Origin of the sequence: Cellulomonas sp. Root137, from assembly GCF_001426725.1 — a bacterium.
GTDB lineage: Bacteria > Actinomycetota > Actinomycetes > Actinomycetales > Cellulomonadaceae > Cellulomonas.
The window spans coordinates 2,289,741-2,309,447 of the sequence record NZ_LMFG01000001.1; the positions used below are offsets into that span (position 1 = coordinate 2,289,741).

Sequence of the window (19,707 nt, forward strand, 5' to 3'; positions counted from 1 at the left end):
GTGGTGCTCCTGTCGGGGTGGTCACGGCTCGCGCCAGCGGGTGGTGATCGGGAGGCGACGGTCGCGGCCGAACGCCAGCGCGGTCACCTTGGTGCCCGGCGGGTACTGCCGACGCTTCCACTCCGCGCGGTCCACCAGGGCGAGGACCTTGTCGACGACGGCGGGGTCGAACCCGCGGGCGAGGAGCTCCGCACGGCCCTCGGCGTTCTCCACGTACGCGTCGAGGACCTCGTCGAGGATCTCGTAGGGCGGGAGCGAGTCCTGGTCCACCTGGCCCGGACGCAGCTCGGCCGACGGCGGCTTGGTGATCGACGACTCGGGGATCGGCGGCAGCTCGTCGGGGCCGAAGACGCCGTCGCGGGCGGCGTTGTTGCGCCAGCGCGCGAGTGCCCAGACGCGCGACTTGTCGATGTCCTTGATGGGGGCGAAACCGCCGACGGCGTCGCCGTAGATCGTCGAGTACCCGACCGCGAGCTCCGTCTTGTTGCCGGGCGCGAGCACCAGGTGGCCCTCGGAGTTCGAGAGCGCCATGAGGATCACGCCCCGGACGCGGGCCTGCAGGTTCTCGGCGGCGAGGCCGTCCAGGGACAGCTCGTTCTCGAAGGCGTCGACCATCGGGGAGATCGGCTGCACGCGGTAGTCGGCGCCGATCCGCTTGGCCAGGTCCGCCGCGTCGTCCTTGCTGTGCTCGGAGGAGTACACCGACGGCATGGAGACGCCGACCACGTTCTCGCCGCCGATCGCGTCGGCGGAGATCGCCGCGACCAGGGCGGAGTCGATGCCGCCGGACATCCCGAAGACGACCGAGCGGAACCCGTTCTTGGTGACGTAGCCGCGCAGACCGGTGACCAGCGCGCGGTAGACCTCCTCGTCGGGCGACAGCGGCGGTGCGACCGTGCCTCGCGACGGGGCGTCGTCGTCCCCGAGCAGGTCCCACACCAGCAGGTTCTCCACGAACTGCGGGGCGCGCGCCAGCACGGTGCCGTCGGTCGCGATGACGAACGAGCCGCCGTCGAACACGAGGTCGTCCTGCGCGCCGACGAGGTTCACGTACGCGACCGGCGCCTCGACCTCGTGGGCCCGTCGCGCGGCCAGCTCGACGCGCTGGTACCCCTTGCCCTCCTCGTACGGGGACGCGTTGAGCACGACCAGGAGGGAGACCTCGTTCTCGTCCATCTGCGAGACGGGTCCGCCGTCCTGCCAGATGTCCTCGCAGATGACGACCCCGACCCGGCGGCCCAGCACGTCGATGACGCACACGTCGTCGCCGGACGCGAAGATCCGGTACTCGTCGAACACGCCGTAGTTGGGCAGGTGGTGCTTGTCGTACCGGACCTGGACCTTGCCGTGCTGCAGCAGGACGGCCTGGTTGGTGGGGCGCCGGGGCCCCTCGGGCGCACCGGGCTCGTGCACCGGCGTCACCAGCTTCTCCCCGACGGTGCCGACGAGGACCGCCAGGTCACCGAGTCCCTCGTCCGCCAGCGCGGTCGCCGTGCGCTGCAGCGCCGCCTCGGCCCCGCGGCGGAACGAGGCGCGCAGCGCCAGGTCCTCGATGGGGTACCCGGTGAGCGTCATCTCGGGGAAGACGACCAGGTGGGCGCCGGCCTGCGCGGCCGTCCGGGACCAGTCGAGGACGGTCCGGGCGTTGGCGTCGACGTCCCCCACGCGCGTGTCGATCTGCGCGAGGGCGATGCGGGGATGAGGCATGGGCCGAGCCTAACCACGTGTTCCGGCACGCGGGCGCCGACCCACCCCGGACACTGACGCTGCGCAGGGCCGTTCATCAGGCAGGATGTACCGCATGGACAGGCAGCAGGAGTTCGTGCTCCGCACGGTCGAGGAGCGGGACATCCGCTTCATCCGTCTCTGGTTCACCGACGTGCTCGGGATCCTGAAGTCGGTGGCGGTAGCCCCCGCCGAGCTCGAGGCCGCCTTCTCGGAGGGGATCGGCTTCGACGGCAGCGCCATCGAGGGCCTGACCCGGGTCTACGAGGCGGACATGATCGCCAAGCCGGACCCGTCCACGTTCCAGATCCTGCCCTGGCGGGGCGAGCGGCACGGCACTGCCCGGATGTTCTGCGACCTGCTGACGCCCGACGGCGAGCCGTCGCTGGCGGACTCCCGCACGGTGCTCAAGCGCGCGCTGTCCAAGGCGGCCGACCAGGGGTTCACCTTCTACACGCACCCCGAGGTCGAGTTCTACCTGTTCGACGCCCCCGCGGACCCGGCCCTGCCGCTGGTCCCGGTGGACCAGGGCGGCTACTTCGACCACGTGCCGCGCGGCACCGCCCACGACTTCCGGCGCGCCGCGATCACGATGCTCGAGTCGATGGGCATCTCGGTGGAGTTCTCCCACCACGAGGCCGGGCCGGGTCAGAACGAGATCGACCTGCGCTACGCCGACGCCCTCACCACCGCGGACAACATCATGACGTTCCGCACCGTGGTCAAGGAGGTGGCGCTCGAGCAGGGCGTCTTCGCCAGCTTCATGCCCAAGCCGCTGGCCGACCAGCCCGGCTCCGGCATGCACACCCACCTCTCCCTGTTCCAGGGCGACCGCAACGCGTTCCACGAGGCCGGCGGCCACCTGGAGCTGTCCAAGACGGCACGCTCGTTCATCGCCGGCCTGCTCAAGCACGCCGCTGAGATCACCGCGGTGACCAACCAGTTCGTGAACTCCTACAAGCGGCTCTGGGGCGGCGCCGAGGCGCCGAGCTACATCTGCTGGGGCCACAACAACCGGTCCGCGCTGGTGCGGGTGCCCATGTACAAGCCCGGCAAGGGCAACTCGAGCCGCATCGAGTACCGCGCGGTCGACTCCGCCACCAACCCGTACCTCGCGTACGCGCTGCTCCTCACCGCCGGCCTCAAGGGTGTCGAGGAGGGCTACGAGCTTCCCGAGGGCGCCGAGGACGACGTCTGGGAGCTCACCGACGCCGAGCGTCGTGCGCTGGGCATCGAGCCGTTGCCGACCTCGCTCGACGCGGCGATCTCGATCATGGAGAAGTCCGAGCTCGTCGCGGAGACGCTGGGCGAGCACGTCTTCGACTACTTCCTGCGCAACAAGCGCCAGGAGTGGGAGGAGTACCGCTCCCAGGTGACGCCGTACGAGCTGCGGCGGTTCCTGCCGGTCCTGTGAGCTCGCCGGACGGACGCGGGTCGACCCTCGCCGGCCGCCTCACGCGGGCGGGGGTGTCCGATGCCGCACGGGCGGAGCGGCTCCTGGGTGACGCGGCACTGCTGCGCGTCCTCGACGTCCCCGCGGACGTGCTCATCGCTCCGCTGGCGGACGTGGCCGACCCCGACCAGGCGCTGCTGACGCTCGCCAAGCTCGCCGGCGCGGTCGTGGGCGACCCGGACCTCCTGGGGGTGCTGCGCGCTGTCCTCGAGGACGACGGACCGGCTCGCGCGCGGCTGCTCGCGGTCGCGGGCGCGTCGGTCGCGCTCGGGGACTCGCTGGTGGCTCACCCGGAGAACCTGCGCGTGCTCGTCGACGAGTCGCCGGGCACGGGGGTGCCCGTCGCGGAGGTGCGTGCCGAGCTGCTCGAGGCAGTGGGCGCCGATGCCGACGCGGACGTCCCCGTGGCCACCGTGGCGGGTGCGGCGGGGACGGACGCGATGCGGCTCGCCTACCGGACGCGGCTGCTGCGCATCGCGGCGACCGACCTCACCAGCCCGGACCCGCTGAGCCGGCTGCCCGGGGTGGCCGCCGCGCTGGCCGACCTGGCCGGAGCCGCTCTGGAGGCGGCGCTCGCGCTGGCCCGGGCCGACCTGGACGACCAGGGTCGCGGCGTCCGCCTCGCGGTCATCGGCATGGGCAAGGGCGGCGGGCGCGAGCTCAACTACGTGAGCGACGTCGACGTCATCTACGTGGCGGAGCCCGTCGACGGGGTCGACGAGGCCGAGGCGCTGGCCGCGGGCTCCCGGCTGGCCGCCGGGCTCGCTCGCGCGTGCTCGACGCCGTCCGCCGAGCCCGCGCTCTGGCCCGTCGACGCCGCCCTGCGCCCGGAGGGCAAGGACGGGCCGCTGGTCCGCACGATCGCCAGCCACAAGGCGTACTACGAGCGCTGGGCCAAGACGTGGGAGTTCCAGGCGCTGCTCAAGGCGCGGCCGCTGGCCGGCGACGAGGCGCTCGGGCGCGAGTACGTGGAGATGACGCAGCCGTTCGTCTGGGGTGCGGTGACGCGCGAGCACTTCGTCGAGGACTCGCAGGCGATGCGGCGACGGGTGGAGAGCCACGTGCCGGCCGCGGAGGCCGACCGCCAGCTCAAGCTCGGGGTCGGCGGACTGCGTGACGTCGAGTTCACGGTCCAGCTCCTGCAGCTCGTCCACGGCCGCGCGGACGACTCGATCCGCAGCCCCAGCACCCTGACCGCGCTCGCCGCGCTGGCCGCGGGCGGGTACGTCGGCCGGTCGCACGCCGCGCAGCTGGCCGTCTGCTACCGACTGCTGCGCGTCCTGGAGCACCGGATCCAGCTCTACCGGCTGCGCCGCACGCACCTCATGCCGACCTCGGAGCCAGACCTGCGCCGGCTGGCGCGCTCGGTCGGGATGCGCGCGGAGGGCGCCGACGGCCTGCTCGAGCGGTGGCGCTCGACACGCCGCGAGGTCCGCGGGCTGCACGAGGAGCTGTTCTACCGGCCGCTCCTGCCTGCCACCGCGCAGCTGTCGACCGCGGAGGCCAGCCTGGCCCCGGAGGCGGCCAAGGCCCGGTTGGCCGCCATCGGCTACACCGACCCGGCGGGCGCCATGCGGCACATCGCCGCGCTCACCGAGGGCGTATCCCGGCGCGCGTCGATCCAGCGGCAGCTGCTCCCGGTCATGCTCGGCTGGTTCGCGGACGGCGCCGACCCCGACGGCGGCCTGCTGGCGTTCCGCCGCCTCTCCGACGAGCTGGGCGCCACCCACTGGTACCTCAAGCTGCTGCGGGACTCGGGCACGGCGGCCCGCCGGCTCGCGACGGTGCTGTCCACATCCCGGTACGTCGCCGACGCCCTGACCAAGAGCCCCGAGTCGGTCACCTGGCTCGCCGACGACGCCGACCTGGTGCCGCGGACGCACACGCGGCTGACCGCCGAGGCCGACGCGATCCTCACGCGCTCCGACGAGGCGGTGCCCGCGGTGACCGCCCTGCGCGGGCTGCGTCGGCGCGAGCTGGCCCGCACCGCCGCCGCCGACGTGCTGGGCGTGGTCACCGGGCAGCGCGCGTCGCAGAGCCTGAGCGTCGCGGCCGACGTCGTGCTGGTCGGGGCGTTGCGGGTGGCCGAGTCCGTGGTGCGCGCCGAGCGCGGCCTCGACGCGAGCCCGACCCGGCTGCTGGTGGTCGCCATGGGTCGCTGGGGTGGCGGGGAGATGGGGTACTCGTCGGATGCCGACGTCCTCTTCGTGCACGACCCGCTCGAGGGTACTGACCCGGTCCGGGCGCAGGAGTTCGCGCTCCAGGTGGCGACGCGGCTGCGCACCCTGCTCGGCACGGTCGGGCCGGAGCCGACTCTGGAGGTCGACGCCGACCTGCGGCCGGAGGGCCGCAACGGGCCCCTGGTCCGGTCGTTCGACGCGTACGCCGAGTACTACGGCCGCTGGTCCGCCACCTGGGAGAGCCAGGCGCTGCTCCGGGCACGCCCGGTGGCCGGCGACCCCGAGCTGGGTGACCGCTTCGTGCAGCTGATCGACCCGATGCGCTACCCGGCGGGCGGGATCGATCCCGCGGCCGAGCGCGAGGTGCGCCGCATCAAGGCGCGCGTCGAGGCCGAACGGCTCCCGCGCGGGGTGGAGCCTGCCCGGCACCTGAAGCTGGGGCGCGGGGGCATCTCGGACGTCGAGTGGACCGCCCAGCTGCTCCAGCTCCAGCACGCGCACGAGGTGCCGACCCTGCGCACCACGGCCACCCTCGAGGCGCTCGACGCCGCGACCGCCGCAGGCCTGCTCGACGCCGAGGACGGGCGCGTGCTCGCCGAGGCGTGGCTGCTGGCCTCCCGTCTCCGGGACGCCAACGTGCTCTGGAGCGGTCGCGGGGGAGCGCACGCCGACGTGCTGCCGCACGACCGGCAGGCGCTCGCGGGGCTGGCGCGGGTCGTCGGCTACCCGGCAGGCTCCGGCGGCGAGCTGGAGCAGGACTACCTGCGCACCGCCCGGCGGGCGCGAGCGGTCGTGGAGCGCGTCTTCTACGGCTGATCGGCCGGCCGGTCCGCCGGCTCGTCGTTCTCGGTGTCGGGCACGTCGACCCAGCCGCGCTGCCGCCGGAGCGCCCGCTCGTCCTCCTTGAGCAGCTCGTCGTCCACCAGCTCGTGGCGCCGCAGGTAGGTGAACGAGACGGCCTGGATCGTCGCGACGACCGGCAGGGCCAGGAACGCTCCGATCGGGCCGAACACCGCGCCGAAGCCGATGACCCCGAGGAACGACACGGCGGGGTTGATCTCGAGCGAGTGGGCCGAGACCTTGGGCGAGAAGAGCAGGTTCTCGACCTGCTGGTACCCGACGATGAACGCCAGCGTCAGCAGACCCTTGACGGGGTCGACGGCGAGCGCGACCGCGATCGGGAGCGCGCCACCGATGTAGGTGCCGATCGTGGGCACGAACTGCGAGACGATCCCGGTGAAGGCGGCGAGGGGCAGCGCGTACGGGATGTCGAGGATGCTCAGGAAGATGAAGGTGAACGCCGTCGAGAGTGCCGCCAGCACGATGCGCGAGTTGATGAAGTCGGCGACCTTCTCCTGCGAGACCTCCCAGATGCGCAGGATCTCGCGCTGCCTGGCGGGGGCCAGCAGCTGGCAGATGGCGGCGCGGAACCGCGGTCCAGCGCTGGCCATGTAGTAGACGACCAGGAGCACGGACGTGAACGTGAACAGGCCGCCGATGATGGAGGAGCCGATGCCGAGCAGCCCGGGTGCGAGCTCCTGCCAGTGGCTCCCGAGGTTGATGAGGAGCTCGTCCACCTCCGGGAGGTCGAAGCCGAACGACTCGTCCACCCAGATGGCCAGCCGGGCGTAGTACTCGGGCAGCGACTGGACGAGCTCGACGACCTGGGTGATGAACAGGCCGCCGAACAGGGCGATCACCACGCCGGTCGCGACGAGTGCCCCGACCATGACCAGGCCGGTGGCGCGCGTGCGCCTGACGCCGTGCGCGACGAGCCAGCGGATCAGGGGCTCCATCGCCAGCGACAGGAACCACGAGATGACGACGATGAAGATCACGTTGCCGAGCAGGCCGAGCGCCTTCCAGACCGCCACGGCGATGAACACCGCCACGGCGGTCATGACGAGTGCGCGGGGCAACCAGAGTGGCGGCTTGCGCGGGTCCGAGGGGGCCAGGACCACGGGTCCGCTGGCGGGTCGGTTCGGCATCGGGCATCCCGGAGGGCAGGCGAGCGGGCTCGCGGGCGGCGTTGCTCTCGCGTCGCACCGTACCGGTTCCGCGGCGTGACGCTGCGCTCCCGCGCCCGCTCCCACTGTTCCCGTGGTCCGTGGCTCTCGCGCGCTGACCAGCGCACCTGCCATGCTCGACACGTCGTCGCATGTCGGACATGTCGGGGAGGGCACCGTGGCCGAGGACAAGTCGTCACGCCGGACGCCGCGAGCACGGAGCGCCGGGACGTCACCGGGCACGCCGCCCGCCGACGACACACCCGACACGTCCGACGGCGAGTCGGTGGGGGGCGACACGGCTCCGCTCGACACCGGCCCCGCCGACGCGGTGGTCGAGCCGAACGAGCCCGCCGGCTCGCAGCAGGACACCCTCGAGATCCCGGCCGGCATCGAGGTGGTCGTGCCGGCGTCGTCGCCGACGGAGGACCGGGCGGTCCTGCTCGCGCGGCTGCAGCTGCTGGAGACCGAGAACGCGCGCCTGCGAGCCGGTGCGCCGAGCGAGGCGGTGCCACGCCAGCGGCGCAAGGTCGGTCGCTCGACGGCAGCCGTGATCCTCATCCTCATCGGTGCTCTGCTGGCCCCCGTGGCGGTCGTCGGCAGCTGGGCACGCGGGCTGATGGTGGACACGGAGCGCTACGTCGACACGGTCGCACCCATCGCGCAGGACCCCCTGGTCCAGTCGGCCGTGTCGAACCGGATCACCGTGGCCGTCGTCGACGCGCTGAACGTGGAAGAGCTGACCACGCAGGCCACGGACGCGGTGGCCAACCTGGACCTCCCGCCGGTCGTGTCCGGTGCGGTGCAGTCGCTCCAGGCCCCGCTGCAGGAGGCGATCACCGGGTTCATCCGCAAGAACGTCACCAAGATCGTCAGCTCCGACGCGTTCGAGAACATCTGGGCGGAGGCGAACCGGGCCGCGCACGAGCAGATCGTCGCCACCCTGCGCGGTGATCCGGACGCCCTCGCACAGATCAGTGAGAGCGGCGCCCTGACGCTGGACATCACGCCGATCATCGAGCAGGTCAAGACGTCGCTCGAGCAGGCCGGGTTCACGATCGTGAGCCGTATCCCGACGATCAACGTCAGCTTCCCGATCGCCTCCAGCGCCGACCTGGTGCGGCTGCAGAGCGCGTACCGGCTGATCGACATCGTCGGCGGTCTGCTGCCCTACCTGTCGCTGGGCCTGCTCGCGGCCGGGGTGCTCGCCGCACAGCACAGGTCGCGCGCCCTCGTCGTCGCCGGTCTCTCGCTCGCCGGCGCGATGCTGCTGCTGGGGTTCGCGCTCCTGATCGGCAGGTCGCTCTATGCGAGCTCGCTCCCACCCACGGTGCAACGGGTCGACACCGCAGTCTCGATCTACGACCAGTTCGTCTCGCTGCTGCGCGTCGGGCTGCGCGTCGGCCTCGTGCTCGGGCTGCTGCTGGCGATCATCGCGTTCGTCGCCGGCGGGACGACGGCCGCTCGACAGCTGCGCGCCTCCTCGTCGCAGGCTGCCGCGTGGCTGCGGGACGCCGGCGACCGCCGAGGCGTCAGCACCGGACCGGTCGGCGTCTGGCTGGACCAGCAGCGCACCCTCGTGCGGGTCGTGGTCGTCGCGCTCGCCGCTCTTGCGCTCGTCCTGGCCGACCGGCTCACGCCCGCGTACGTGGTCACGGTGTTCGTGGTCGCGCTGGTGGTGCTCGGTCTCGCGACCCTGGCAGCACGGCCCCGGCGTGAGGACGCCGAGCCGGACGCGCTCCTGGTCTAGGGGTCAGCGGTCGCAGCTCTCGTCGGCGGACGCGCTCGCGAGGACCCGTGTGGCGCGCTCGCGGCCGAGGTTCCAGTCCGCGACACCGACCGTCGGCGGCACGGCTGCCGAGGCGAGCAGGCACGCGCGCAGGTCCGGGTCGTCGACCTCGGCGTACGCGGGGACCGCGTCGGCGGACAGCCCCGCGAGGTAGTCGGCGTCGAGCGTGCCCGTGAGGTCCGCCGTCGTGTTGTGGCGGACGATCTGCGCGTCGGGGTTCACCAGGGCGAGCCCGAGCATCGCGACCGCGACCACCTGGACGACAGCCCGGGGCAGCCACCGGCCGCGCCACCGGACCCCCGCGACCAGGACGAGCACGAAGACGGCGGCAAGGGCGATCTCGACCACGGTGACGAACACCCGCAGCCGCGTGAGCCCGAACGCCTCGACGTACAGGTCCATGCGGCGTAGCGCGGACGCGACGACCCCGAGCGTGCCGAGGCACAGGACCCCGAGCGCGATCCGGGACAGCAGCCGGTCGCGCGGGGTCGCCCGCGGTGCCCGGCGCGCGGCGACGGCCACGACGACGAGCGTGAGGGCAGTGACGACCACCAGCTGTGCGAACCCCTCCCGGGCGTACTGCGCGTAGGACAGGCCGGCGGTCTCCAGCACGTGCCGGTGCCCCCCGAGCAGCGCGCCGACCTGCACCATCACGAACAGCAGCACCATCGCGTCCAGCGCGAGCACCGGCACGAGCCACTCACCGCGCGCCGCCGACGCACGGGGCGCAAGGCGGGCGTCGGACCAGCTGGGCGGTGCCAGGGCGAGATGCGCCAGCGCGGCCGCGACGAGGGCCACGAGGGTGCCGACGACGACCTGACCCGGCAGCAGGTCCGCCTCGACGCGGGGCATCAGGCTGGCGAAGACGCGGTCGGCGCTCGCGAACAGCAGACCGAACACGAGCAGCAGCCCGACGGTGATCGCCCCGCTGCGCAGTGCGACCGTCAGCTGACCTCGGCGGGCACCCGCCAGGGTCTCGAGGCCCTTGGCCACCCACGGCAGCGCCCGGACGGAGCCCGCCGCCCACGTCAGCGGGGCGAGCACCGCGGCCGGCGCCGACCGGGACGACGTCACCGCGACGACGCCGGCCCAGGCCGCCACGAGCCCGCAGAGCACGACCACCCAGCCCGCGTCGCGCACCGCCACGACCGCGACCAGCGCGACGGACAGCACCGCGGTGATGATGTCGTTCGCGTTGCGGCGCCGGACCATGGCCGGCACGGCCGCGGCCCAGACGAGCAGCCCGACCAGCGCGGCGCCGAGGCCGGGCCGGTGGCCCACCAGCAGCACGGCGCCGATGACGCCGACCACGCCGCACAGGACCAGGGTGCGCGTCTCGATCGGTCGTCGTCGCTCCGCCCAGAACGGCACCAGCACCTGCGCCACCCGTCCGGGCACGCGCGGGACGGGAACAGCACGGCCCGCCACCCAGGAGGGCGGCGGGCCGGGCAGTGCGGGCGGGGTCGGGGCTCCGGAGTCGGTCATGAGCGACACGCTAGACACCGGCGTCTGCGCACGTCACAGAGTTGCGCGGGGGTCCCGTGCACGTTGTGTGCAGTGGATCGGCGTGCCTGCACAACTGACGCACAGGTGGGGCTCAGCGGCGCACGGTGACCACCCGTTCGGCCGTCGACGTGCTGCCTGCCGCGTTGCTGAGCACGGCGACGAACGCGTAGGAGCCGGGGGCGAGCCCGGTCACGGCGGTGCGGGCGGTCTGTCGCTGCGGCGAGGCTGCCGTGAGCGACTGCTCGTCGACGAGGACCCCGTCGCGGTAGAGCGCGTAGTGCGTCGCGTTGGTGCCCCACCACAGGGTGCTGGTGACGGCGAACGACCCGTCGCCGTCGCGGTTGTCGTCGCTCAGGACCGCGCGACCCGGGGCCGCGTCGGTGACGACGACCGTGCGAGGGCGCGACGTGCTCGTCCCGTACGGGTTGAGCAGCTCGACCACGTAGGTGTAGCTCCCGTCGACCTTGCCGGTGACCGGGAAGGCGACGGTCTGCCGGTGCGGGGTCGTCCCGGTGAGCCACTGGGCGCCCACGAGCACCCCGTTCTCGTAGAGCCGGGCGACGGTGGCGTTCTGGCCCCACCACAGGGTGGCCGTCACGGTGTAGGAGCCGTCGTGCAGGCCGGTGTCCCAGCCGTTGTCGTCGGAGAGCACGGCGACGCCCGGCGTCGCGGTGGCCACGGGTGTGCCGGAGGCGAGCACCCCGGCGCCGGCCCCGGCGCGCACGATCCTGGGCACGTCCTGCACCGGGTCGAGCGCGTAGTCGTACACGTCGGCCGGGTTCCACCGGGCCGTCGGGGCGAGCGGCACGGGTGCCGTGGCGTTGAACGCCGCGACGAGGTCCGTCACCTGTCCGTTCACGGTGGAGCCGGTCTCGAGCAGCTGCGTCCCGCCCCACCGGGTGATGATCCGTGCGGGGTCCACGCCGGGCGCCAGCTCGAACGCGTTGTTCTCCGCGACGATGCTCGACTCGATGCCGGCGCCCCAGTAGTACTGGAACAGCCCTTCGGTCGTCTGCGTGTAGAGGTTGTCGTAGAGGTGCACGTCGCCGAACCGCACGCGCGGTGCGCGCTGGCCGATGTCGACCCAGTGGTTGTGGTGGAGCGTGACCCGGTGCTGGCCGCGGTCCTGGAGCCGGGAGTCCGACGACCCGATGAGCTCGGTCTTGTCGTGGTCGTCGAGCCGGTTCCAGGAGACCGTCACCAGGTCGGACCCGTGCGTGATGTCGAGCAGCCCGTCGTGCACCTCGAACGGCCGACCGTAGACGGTCGGCAGCGCGCTGTGGGGGTGGTCGCCGTCGTCGAACGTGTTGTGGTCCACCCAGACGCTCGTCGAGGTCCACACCGACACGTTGTCGTAGGCGGAGTTCCAGTTGCCGACCGCCGTGTCCGTGGGGTCCCAGACCGGGAAGCAGTCGTAGGCGTCGGCGAGGGTGAGGTTCCGCACGATGACGTTGTGCGCGTCGCGGATCCGCATGCTCGCGCCCACGATCTTCGCGTCCGTGCCGACGCCGACCAGGGTGACGTTCGACCCGACGTGCTGGAGCGTCGCTGCGGCCTGGACGGCGGCTGCGGCGATGCGCGCGTCCTCGAGCGGCCCGCTGGGCTTCGCGCGTCCCCACGGGCCGGTGGGGTCGAAGTGGGCGACGTAGTCGGCCATCCGGAACGGCCGGCCGGTGTCCGACACGGTCACCTGCGCGGCGAAGGCGTCGCACGTGGCGGGGTCGAAGGCGGTGATCGTCCCGGTGACGTAGACGATGCGCGGGACGACGTTGCGGCGGGCGTCGGTCTGGCTGCCGCCGGGCTTGCCGGCGAGGGCGTCGCGCAGCTCCTGCCAGGTGTCGACGACGTAGACCTCCGACGGGGAGGCGTCGGCCCCGCCCGTGGTCCCGGTGGCCACGGCCGGCTTGCCGTCGGGCACGGTCGGTCCCTCGTAGGAGGCCCAGCCGTCCCCGGGCGGGAGGACGTCGCGGCCGAGGTCGACGGCGGGTGGCGGGGGAGCGGCGTGAGCGGTCGTCGGCGGGAGGAGGAGCGCTCCTGCGGCGAGGGTGACGACGAGGGTACGACGAGCTCTCATGAGACGTCCTTGTCTCCGACAGGTGGGTGAGAAACCGGTTTCCGTACCGTGTCACAGAATGTCCGGTAAGCGCAATCCCTGCCGGCGGTCTGAGAGGCTGCGGCCATGAGCCCCTGGCACACCCGCGACTCGACGACCGTCTACGAGAACTCCTGGATCCGCGTCCGGGAGGACGCCGTCGACCGCCCCGACGGCACGCCTGGCATCTACGGCGTGGTCGAGGTCCGCCAGCCCGCGGTGTTCGTCGTCCCCCTCACCGCTGACGACGAGGTGGTGCTCGTGGAGGTCGACCGGCACACGACCGGCATCTCGCTCGAGGTTCCCGCCGGCGGCTCCGACGGTGAGGACCTGGTGCTGGCCGCCCGCAGGGAGCTGCGTGAGGAGACCGGTCTCGAGGCGGACACGTGGGAGCTCGTCGGCTCGATGTTCGCGCTCAACGGGATCTGCCACGCGCCGGAGCACGTGTTCCTCGCTCGCGACCTGCGCCCGTCGGGCGAGCCGACCGAGCAGGCGGTCGAGGGGATCTCGGCCGTGCGCACCGTGGCGTGGACCCGCGTGCTGGAGCTGGTCGGCGACGGGACGATCTCGGACGGCGAGACCGTCGCGGCGCTGATGTACGCCGCGATCGCCCTGGGCCGGGTCCGCTGAGCGGACCTGCTGTCAGCCGAGGAGGCCGAGCGCGCGCCCGACGATCGCGGCCATCGCCAGACCCGCGAGGGTCCAGCCGATGATGCTGCCCGCGAGGTAGGCCGCGTACCGCGCGTGCTCGCGCGTCGAACTGCCCCACAGGGGCGCAGGCGCCCACCGGATCGTGGTGCCCAGCTGCCGCAGACGCTGGTCGATCGTGGCGGCGGGGTGGACTGCGGGACGGATGGCGGACATGAGGCGCTCCTTGTGGGTGCACGCGGACGAGGACCGGGGTGACCGGCACGACCATCGTCCCTCGCGTGGGCTCTCTGCGGAGGGGTCCTTGGTCCCCTCCGCACCCCGGAGGGGAGCCGGCCCAGGGGTCACGCAGGTCCGGTCCCGCCGCCCCCGGGGATCGTCGCCAGGTAGGACCGGATGCGTCCGGGATCCCAGCCGTGGCCCTGCCGGAGCCCGGCGGCCATGGTGGACAGGTACGCCGCGCTCGGGCGGTTCAGGGGCGCCTCGTCGCACCGCTGGGTCGTGAGCGTCAGGAGCGGGATCCCGGCGAGGCTCCCGAGACGGACGACCGTCTCGTAGCGACCAGGTCCCAGCCGCAGGTGTCCGGCACGGGCCAGCTCAGGAAGGTCGAGATCGGTGCCCGGTTCCCGCCTCATCTCCTGGGCGAGCACGTCGGCCAGCTGCCCCGGTCGGATCAGGTAGGCCATCGCGGGGACCCGTCCCGGCCCCGACGGATCGAGGACCGCGGTGCCGCCGCCCCAGGTCGACGAGGAGCCGGTGAAGTACAGGCGCCCGGGGATCACGAGAGCCGCGATGCGTTCAGGCTCCCGACGGTCCCGGCACCCCGGGTAGGTGCGACGGCTGCCCGGCGGGCGACCACCCCGCAGGTAGTGACGGAATCGGCTGGCGCTCAGGTTCGAGCCGTACGCGACGTACCAGAGCCGTTCGACGGGTACCGACGTCATCCCGGGAGCTCCGGTGCGCGAGCGGCGGCCGCCGCCTCGTCCATCAGGACGTCCTCGGCGCGCCGGTAGAGGTCCATCGCCTCGTCCGCCGTGTTCCCGACCGCGGTCAGGCCGACGCGGCCCAGCTCGGTCAAGCAGCTGATCATGTGGAACACCACGCCCGACTCGCGCGACTGGTCGAAGTGCAACCCGTGCCGGGCGACGATGTCGAAGAGGTCGCCGACCCGCAAGCCGCGCAGGGCAGGGCTCTCGAGGTGGTCCGTGGCGACGAGGTGCTTCTCGACGCCGTCCGACGTGAGGAAGCGCCCCGACGGTCCGTCGTAGCGACCGTCGGTGAGGAACTGCAGGGTCAGGAAGGGATGCGTGGTCCCGCCCTTGCGCAGGTTCAGCTCGATCGCGTGCGCCTCCCACGACCCGGCGTCGTCCCGCACGACGACGAAGTCGACGGCGAAACGGCCGAGGACCCCCTCGGCGGCCAGCCGCCGGCCGATGACCTCGGCCGGCTCACTGATCAGTCGCGAGTAGGCGGGGTCCGCCGGGAACGTGCAGCCGATGTAGCGCTGGCCACTGGGACCGCCGAGCAGCTGGTCGTGGGTGGACAGGAGCTCGACGCGCCCGTCGGGCAGGACCCGGAGCTGCACGCTCGGGCTGCGCAGCGCGGTTCCCGTGACGCGTTCCTCGACGATGCCGCCGTCGCGGGCGAAGCGGTCCCAGTACTCGTCCCTCGTGAGGGTCGGCGACTCGAGCTCGAGCTCGGACACACGCGCGGTGACGAGCTCTTTACGTCCCACGCCGACACCACGCAGGTCGACCGTGGCATTGCCGTTGCCGGCCACCCCGTCGTTCAGCTTGACGATCATCGACTCCGTGCCCGGGCGCCGGGCCAGCACCGACGTGATGGCGTCGACGACCGCCTCCTGGTCGCGGAGCCCCTCGGCGCCGAGCGGGTGCCGGACGCCCTCCTCGGCGAAGAGCCGACGGCATCCGGACTTGGTGCCGAGATCGGACAACCGGGGGTCCGAGCCGTACATCGGGATGCCGAGGGTCAGGGCGAGGTCCCGCTCGCGGTCCGTCGTGCTGTAGGCGATCAGGTGGCAGCGGTCGCGGTTGGGGATGCCCGCGCCGATGGTCGAGATCAGCCTCGGCCGGTCGAGGAGCTTCTCGCTGAGCGGCCGCAGCGTCGAGTCGTCGACCGACACGAGCGTGAGGCGGGCGCGCGCGTGACTCGGGATCACCCCCGGCAGGAGCGCGAGGTAGTACTCGATGATGCCGTCCTTGATCGGCGTCGACGTCACATACGTCATCCGCAGCGCGGGCTGGCGCAGGAGGAGCAGGAGGAAGAGGAACCGTTCCTCGAAGGCCTGGACGAGTCCCGCGCTGGCCACCAGGGGGTCCACCGCCACCGAGGGGACGATCACGACCGACTCGTCGTCGTGGTCGTGGCGCATCACGTCCCAGACCGCCCTCATCCGCTGCTGGAGCGCCGTGAACCGCTCCCAGCGGGCCGCCGAGTCGAGCTCGTCCAGCGTGGTCACGACTGACTCACCCCGGCACTCTCGATGACGTAGGTGCTCACCGGTCGGCTGAAACCGCGCAGCTCGAGGGCGCCGACCGGCTGCCCCGCGGCGCGCTCCTCGACGGCTGCGAACACGCGTTCGCTCACCAGGACCTGCCCCGCGCCCGCTGCGGCGCAGAGCCGCGCGGCGAGGTTGGTCACGCTGCCGATCGCGGCGTAGTCGGAGCGACCCTCGAAGCCGATCCGCCCCAGCGTGGCGAACCCCTGCGCGACGCCGACGCCGAAGCCGAGCTCGTGCCCCCGGCGCGCCCAGCCCTGCGCGAGCCGGGCCACCCGGTCACGCATCGCCATCGCCATCGCGACAGCGCGCCATGCCGGGTCGTCGCACGGGATCGGGTCGTTGAAGAAGACCATGAGGCCGTCCCCGGTGAAGCGCTCGAGCGTCCCCTCGAACTCGACGATCAGCTCTCCGAGCTCCCGGTGGTACTCGTTCAGGACCCACATCACCTCCTCCGGCTCGGACCGCTCGGCGAACGGCGTGAACCCGCGCAGGTCGCAGAACACGACGACGATCTCGCGGCGGTGGCTGTCGAGGAGGGACTCGTCCCCGGAGTCGAGCACGAGGTCCGCGAGCTGAGGCGGCAGGAACCGTCTGAGCCTCTGGAGGCGCTGCAGCTCGTCCACCTGCGTGCGGACGCGCGACTCGAGCTCCCGGTTCCACTCCGCGAGCTCCGCGGCCTGCCGGGCGATGGTGTCCTGGTAGCGCTTCACCCGCGCCAGCGACGCCACCCGCGCGACGAGCTCGCCGTGGTGGAAGGGCTTCGCGACGAAGTCGTCCGCCCCGGCCTCGATGGCGTGGAGCTTCTCCTGATCCCCGCTCGCGGTGATCATCACCACGGGAAGGTACGCGGTGCGCGGGTCGGCCCTGAGCCGGCGGCAGACCTCGTACCCGTCGATGCCGGCCATCACGATGTCGAGGAGCACGAGGTCGACCGTCTGGTCGGGTCGGGCCAGGAAGGCCAGCGCCTCCTCACCGGACGTCGCGAGCTCGAGCCGGTAGCCGCGCGGCTCGAGGACGGCCTGGAGCAGCCGCAGGTTCTGCGGCAGGTCGTCGACGGCGAGGATCGTCACCTGGTCAGGCATGGGGGTGACCGCGGACCAGGAACGCGTCGACCTGGAACGGGAGCGCCCGCACGCTGATCGGCTTGGACAGGTAGCCGTCGAAGCCGTCCGCGTACGCGCGCTCGCGGTCCTCCTCCATGGCGAAGGCGGTGACGGCGACCACCGGCACGTCGCCGACGGCAGGGTCCTGGCGGATCCGGTGCAGCGCCTCGACCCCGTCGATGCCGGGGAGCTGGAGGTCCATCAGGACGAGGTCGGGGGAGCAGTCGTGCGCGAGGTCCACCCCTTCCTCGCCCGACCGTGCCTCGACGACGTCGTAGCCGCCCACCTGGAGCACGTCACGGATCAGCTTGAGGTTGAGCGCGTTGTCCTCGACCACGAGGATCCGGCCACCGGTCATCGTCTCGCTCCGTCCCTCGGCGCGGCCTCGGCGTCGGCCGGCAGAGCGTCGGCGCGTCGCAGCGCGTTCACGAGCTCGTCGCGGCCGACCGGCTTGACCAGGTACTCCGAGGCGCCCAGCGCGAGGCCGCGCGGGCGTTCGTCGAAGATCGAGGCGACGACGACGGGGATGTCCCGCGTCGTGGCGTCGCTCTTCAGGCTCTCGAGCACCTCCCAGCCGTCCATGCCGGGCAGGCGGATGTCGAGCACCACCGCGACGGGGCTCGTCGCTCGGACGGCGTCGAGCCCCGCCCGGCCGTCACGTGCCCGCACCACGCGCACGCCCAGACCGTCCAGGTACGCGGAGAGCAGGTCGAGGGAGGCGCGGTCGTCGTCGACGACGACGACCACCGGTGCCCCGACGCGCGGAGGGGCGCCGTCCTTGTCGACCGCCGCCCGACCGGCGGGGACGGCGAAGCCGAACGTGCTCCCGGCACCGACCTGGGTCTCCAGCCACATCCGACCCCCCAGCAGTGCGACGAGGCGGCGGCACAGGGTCAGGCCGAGGCCCGTCCCCTCCTCCTTCGGTGCTCCGCGTCGACCTTGCTGGAACGCCTCGAAGATGCGTTCCCGGTCCTCGGGCGCGATGCCCGGGCCGTCGTCGCGCACGGTGACCTCCACGTCCCGGCCCACCAGCTGTGCGCCGACGGAGACGTTCCCGCCGTCCGGCGTGAACTTCACGGCGTTGCTGAGCAGGTTCACCAGCACCTGCTTGAACTTCAGCTCGTCGGACTCGACCAGATCGAGCGCGGGATCGACCTCGAGCCTGATCGTGATGGCATGGACGGTCGCGCGTCCTCGGACCATCGCGATCCCGTAGTCCAGCGCGGCCGGCACGGAGAACGTGGACGGCTCGAGCTCCATGCGACCGGCTTCGACCTTCGAGAGGTCGAGGATCTCGTTGAGCAGCTCGAGGAGGTGCTGACCCGAGCTGAGGATGTCTCGCAGGTACTCTTCCTGCCGCTCGTTCAGGTCGCCGAAGAGTCTTTCGAGCAGGACCTCGGAGAAGCCGATCACGGCGTTGAGCGGGGTCCGCAGCTCGTGCGACATGCTCGCCAGGAAGTCGGACTTGTGCTGGCTCGCCACCTCCAGCTCGGCGGTCTTGATCTCGAGCTCCCGGAACAGCCGGGCGTTCGTCACCGCCAGTGCGGACTGGCTCGCGAAGGTCTCCAGGAAGTCGACGGTCTCGGGTGCGAACGGCCCGGGTGTCCGTCGTCGCACGACGAGGGCGCCGATGATCCGCGCACCCCGCAGGACCGGGACGGCGAGCACGGAGCGCCAGCCGTCGTCGTGCAGCACCTGGAGGTGGGGGTCCAGGTCGACCTCGTCGAGGTCCGGGACCGCGAGCGGGTGCCGCTCGAGCGCCGCGCGGCCCACGAGGGTGTGCTCCAGCTCGATCCGGACGTCACGGAGCCGGGTGAGAAGGTCCGGGCTGCTGGCATAGGCGCTGCGGACCGAGAACGCGTGCTCGTCCTCGACGTACTCCATCACCGAGCCGCCGTCGCACCCCGAGAACCGGACGGCGTTCTTGATGATCGTGGCGAGCACCTCGTCCAGCACCAGGCTCGAGCTCACCAGCCCGCCGACCTGGCTGAGCGCCTCGAGCTGGTCGACCCGGCGCCCGAGCTCGGCTCCCCGCGCGTCGAGGGCCCTGAGCAGGTGGACGTGACGCACGACGACCGCGGCCTGCGCGGCGAACGTCTCTAGGAGGGCGGATCCGCTCGCGTCGAACGGCTCGACGTCGCTCCGGAGCAAGGACAGCGCGCCGACCACCTCGTCGTCCAGGAGCATCGGCGCCGCGATCACGGTGCGGAACCCGGCGATCTCCTGGATGTCTCGTCGGCGGTAGGTGGGGTCCTCCTGGGCGTCGGCGATCTGCTGGACGCTGTGGTCGGTCGCCGCTCGTCCGACCATCGTGTCCCGGTCCACCCGGATCGGGTGCGTCGCGAGGTAGCGCCGGAGCTCGTCGGTCACCCCCACCGACGACGCGAGCGTGAAGCTGTCACCGTCGATGAGGTACACCTGCGCCGCGTCCGCACGGCAGAGGCGCCGGGCTGAGTCGACGATCGTGTTGAGGACGGCATCGGGGTCGACGGCCGACCGGCCGAGGGCTGTGAGGACGGCGTTCGCTGCGGTGAACTGGTCCGAGGCGTCGTCGCGCGCGCGTCGCAGGCGTTCGAGTTCTGCCTCGTGGATCGCCGCGCTGCGCTCGGCCATCGCCGGCCGCCCTTCCCCAGGTGGTGTCGAGAGTCCCGGGCTCTCCTCGAGTCTCCTCGCGCGGCGGTGCG

The 19,707-nt window shown here is 72.5% G+C and carries 14 protein-coding genes; 4 read left to right on the plus strand and 10 right to left on the minus strand.

The window, feature by feature from the left end; all coding sequences use genetic code 11:
* Positions 1–21: 21 nt before the first annotated feature.
* The gene (locus ASD18_RS10810) at positions 22–1,707 is read right to left on the minus strand and encodes an NAD+ synthase (RefSeq protein WP_056090470.1); all 1,686 of its coding nucleotides are present in this window, start codon (positions 1,705–1,707) and stop codon (positions 22–24) included.
* A 94-nt stretch (positions 1,708–1,801) separates the two neighbouring features.
* Here ASD18_RS10810 and glnA point away from each other — a divergent pair, with 94 nt between their 5' ends.
* Together glnA and ASD18_RS10820 are read left to right on the plus strand one after the other, a co-directional pair.
* Positions 1,802–3,139, plus strand: a complete 1,338-nt coding sequence (gene glnA / locus ASD18_RS10815; protein WP_056090473.1) for a type I glutamate--ammonia ligase — start codon at positions 1,802–1,804, stop codon at positions 3,137–3,139.
* Between the two features lie 53 nt (positions 3,140–3,192).
* On the plus strand, positions 3,193–6,174 hold the full coding sequence (locus ASD18_RS10820; protein WP_235522322.1) for a bifunctional [glutamine synthetase] adenylyltransferase/[glutamine synthetase]-adenylyl-L-tyrosine phosphorylase: 2,982 nt from the start codon (positions 3,193–3,195) through the stop codon (positions 6,172–6,174).
* Here the strand turns inward: ASD18_RS10820 and ASD18_RS10825 are convergent.
* Complete coding sequence (locus tag ASD18_RS10825; RefSeq protein ID WP_056090478.1) at positions 6,165–7,346, minus strand: AI-2E family transporter; 1,182 nt, start codon at positions 7,344–7,346, stop codon at positions 6,165–6,167. The genes ASD18_RS10820 and ASD18_RS10825 overlap by 10 nt on opposite strands.
* Positions 7,347–7,542: 196 nt before the next feature.
* On the opposite strand from ASD18_RS10825, the gene ASD18_RS10830 reads away from it, so the two are divergent.
* Complete coding sequence (locus ASD18_RS10830; RefSeq protein WP_235522323.1) at positions 7,543–9,114, plus strand: hypothetical protein; 1,572 nt, start codon at positions 7,543–7,545, stop codon at positions 9,112–9,114.
* 3 nt (positions 9,115–9,117) lie between these two features.
* Here the strand turns inward: ASD18_RS10830 and ASD18_RS10835 are convergent, their stop codons facing one another.
* Together ASD18_RS10835 and ASD18_RS10840 are read right to left on the minus strand one after the other, a co-directional pair.
* A complete protein-coding gene (locus ASD18_RS10835; protein ID WP_082573978.1) occupies positions 9,118–10,638 on the minus strand; it encodes a DUF4173 domain-containing protein in 1,521 nt (506 codons plus the stop codon).
* A 112-nt stretch (positions 10,639–10,750) separates the two neighbouring features.
* Positions 10,751–12,733 carry a hypothetical protein gene (locus tag ASD18_RS10840; protein WP_056090486.1) on the minus strand — a complete coding sequence of 661 codons (1,983 nt, stop codon included), beginning with the start codon at positions 12,731–12,733 and terminating at the stop codon, positions 10,751–10,753.
* Between the two features lie 105 nt (positions 12,734–12,838).
* On the opposite strand from ASD18_RS10840, the gene ASD18_RS10845 reads away from it, so the two are divergent.
* On the plus strand, positions 12,839–13,381 hold the full coding sequence (locus tag ASD18_RS10845; RefSeq protein ID WP_056090490.1) for an NUDIX hydrolase: 543 nt from the start codon (positions 12,839–12,841) through the stop codon (positions 13,379–13,381).
* A gap of 12 nt (positions 13,382–13,393) precedes the next feature.
* Here the strand turns inward: ASD18_RS10845 and ASD18_RS10850 are convergent, their stop codons facing one another.
* From ASD18_RS10850 to ASD18_RS10875, 6 genes are all read right to left on the minus strand, one after another.
* Positions 13,394–13,615, minus strand: a complete 222-nt coding sequence (locus tag ASD18_RS10850) for a hypothetical protein (protein ID WP_056090492.1) — start codon at positions 13,613–13,615, stop codon at positions 13,394–13,396.
* A 128-nt stretch (positions 13,616–13,743) separates the two neighbouring features.
* On the minus strand, positions 13,744–14,343 hold the full coding sequence (locus ASD18_RS10855; protein WP_056090496.1) for a hypothetical protein: 600 nt from the start codon (positions 14,341–14,343) through the stop codon (positions 13,744–13,746).
* On the minus strand, positions 14,340–15,878 hold the full coding sequence (locus tag ASD18_RS10860) for a peptide ligase PGM1-related protein (protein WP_056090499.1): 1,539 nt from the start codon (positions 15,876–15,878) through the stop codon (positions 14,340–14,342). The genes ASD18_RS10855 and ASD18_RS10860 overlap by 4 nt, the downstream gene beginning before the upstream one ends.
* Positions 15,875–17,002 carry a response regulator gene (locus ASD18_RS10865; RefSeq protein ID WP_056090501.1) on the minus strand — a complete coding sequence of 376 codons (1,128 nt, stop codon included), beginning with the start codon at positions 17,000–17,002 and terminating at the stop codon, positions 15,875–15,877. The genes ASD18_RS10860 and ASD18_RS10865 overlap by 4 nt, the downstream gene beginning before the upstream one ends.
* Entirely contained in the window at positions 16,995–17,381 is a 387-nt protein-coding gene (locus ASD18_RS10870; protein WP_056090506.1) for a response regulator, read from the minus strand. The genes ASD18_RS10865 and ASD18_RS10870 overlap by 8 nt, the downstream gene beginning before the upstream one ends.
* Positions 17,378–19,636, minus strand: a complete 2,259-nt coding sequence (locus tag ASD18_RS10875) for a GAF domain-containing protein (protein ID WP_056090509.1) — start codon at positions 19,634–19,636, stop codon at positions 17,378–17,380. The genes ASD18_RS10870 and ASD18_RS10875 overlap by 4 nt, the downstream gene beginning before the upstream one ends.
* Positions 19,637–19,707 lie beyond the last annotated feature (71 nt).

What these genes read in the sequence shown, in the direction of transcription:
- ASD18_RS10810 (WP_056090470.1), bottom strand. Translation starts at nt 1,707, where the DNA reads ATGCCTCATCCCCGCATCGCCCTCGCGCAGATCGACACGCGCGTGGGG.
- glnA (WP_056090473.1), top strand. Translation starts at nt 1,802, where the DNA reads ATGGACAGGCAGCAGGAGTTCGTGCTCCGCACGGTCGAGGAGCGGGAC.
- ASD18_RS10825 (WP_056090478.1), bottom strand. Translation starts at nt 7,346, where the DNA reads ATGCCGAACCGACCCGCCAGCGGACCCGTGGTCCTGGCCCCCTCGGAC.
- ASD18_RS10835 (WP_082573978.1), bottom strand. Translation starts at nt 10,638, where the DNA reads ATGACCGACTCCGGAGCCCCGACCCCGCCCGCACTGCCCGGCCCGCCG.
- ASD18_RS10840 (WP_056090486.1), bottom strand. Translation starts at nt 12,733, where the DNA reads ATGAGAGCTCGTCGTACCCTCGTCGTCACCCTCGCCGCAGGAGCGCTC.
- ASD18_RS10845 (WP_056090490.1), top strand. Translation starts at nt 12,839, where the DNA reads ATGAGCCCCTGGCACACCCGCGACTCGACGACCGTCTACGAGAACTCC.
- ASD18_RS10850 (WP_056090492.1), bottom strand. Translation starts at nt 13,615, where the DNA reads ATGTCCGCCATCCGTCCCGCAGTCCACCCCGCCGCCACGATCGACCAG.
- ASD18_RS10855 (WP_056090496.1), bottom strand. Translation starts at nt 14,343, where the DNA reads ATGACGTCGGTACCCGTCGAACGGCTCTGGTACGTCGCGTACGGCTCG.
- ASD18_RS10865 (WP_056090501.1), bottom strand. Translation starts at nt 17,002, where the DNA reads ATGCCTGACCAGGTGACGATCCTCGCCGTCGACGACCTGCCGCAGAAC.
- ASD18_RS10870 (WP_056090506.1), bottom strand. Translation starts at nt 17,381, where the DNA reads ATGACCGGTGGCCGGATCCTCGTGGTCGAGGACAACGCGCTCAACCTC.
- ASD18_RS10875 (WP_056090509.1), bottom strand. Translation starts at nt 19,636, where the DNA reads ATGGCCGAGCGCAGCGCGGCGATCCACGAGGCAGAACTCGAACGCCTG.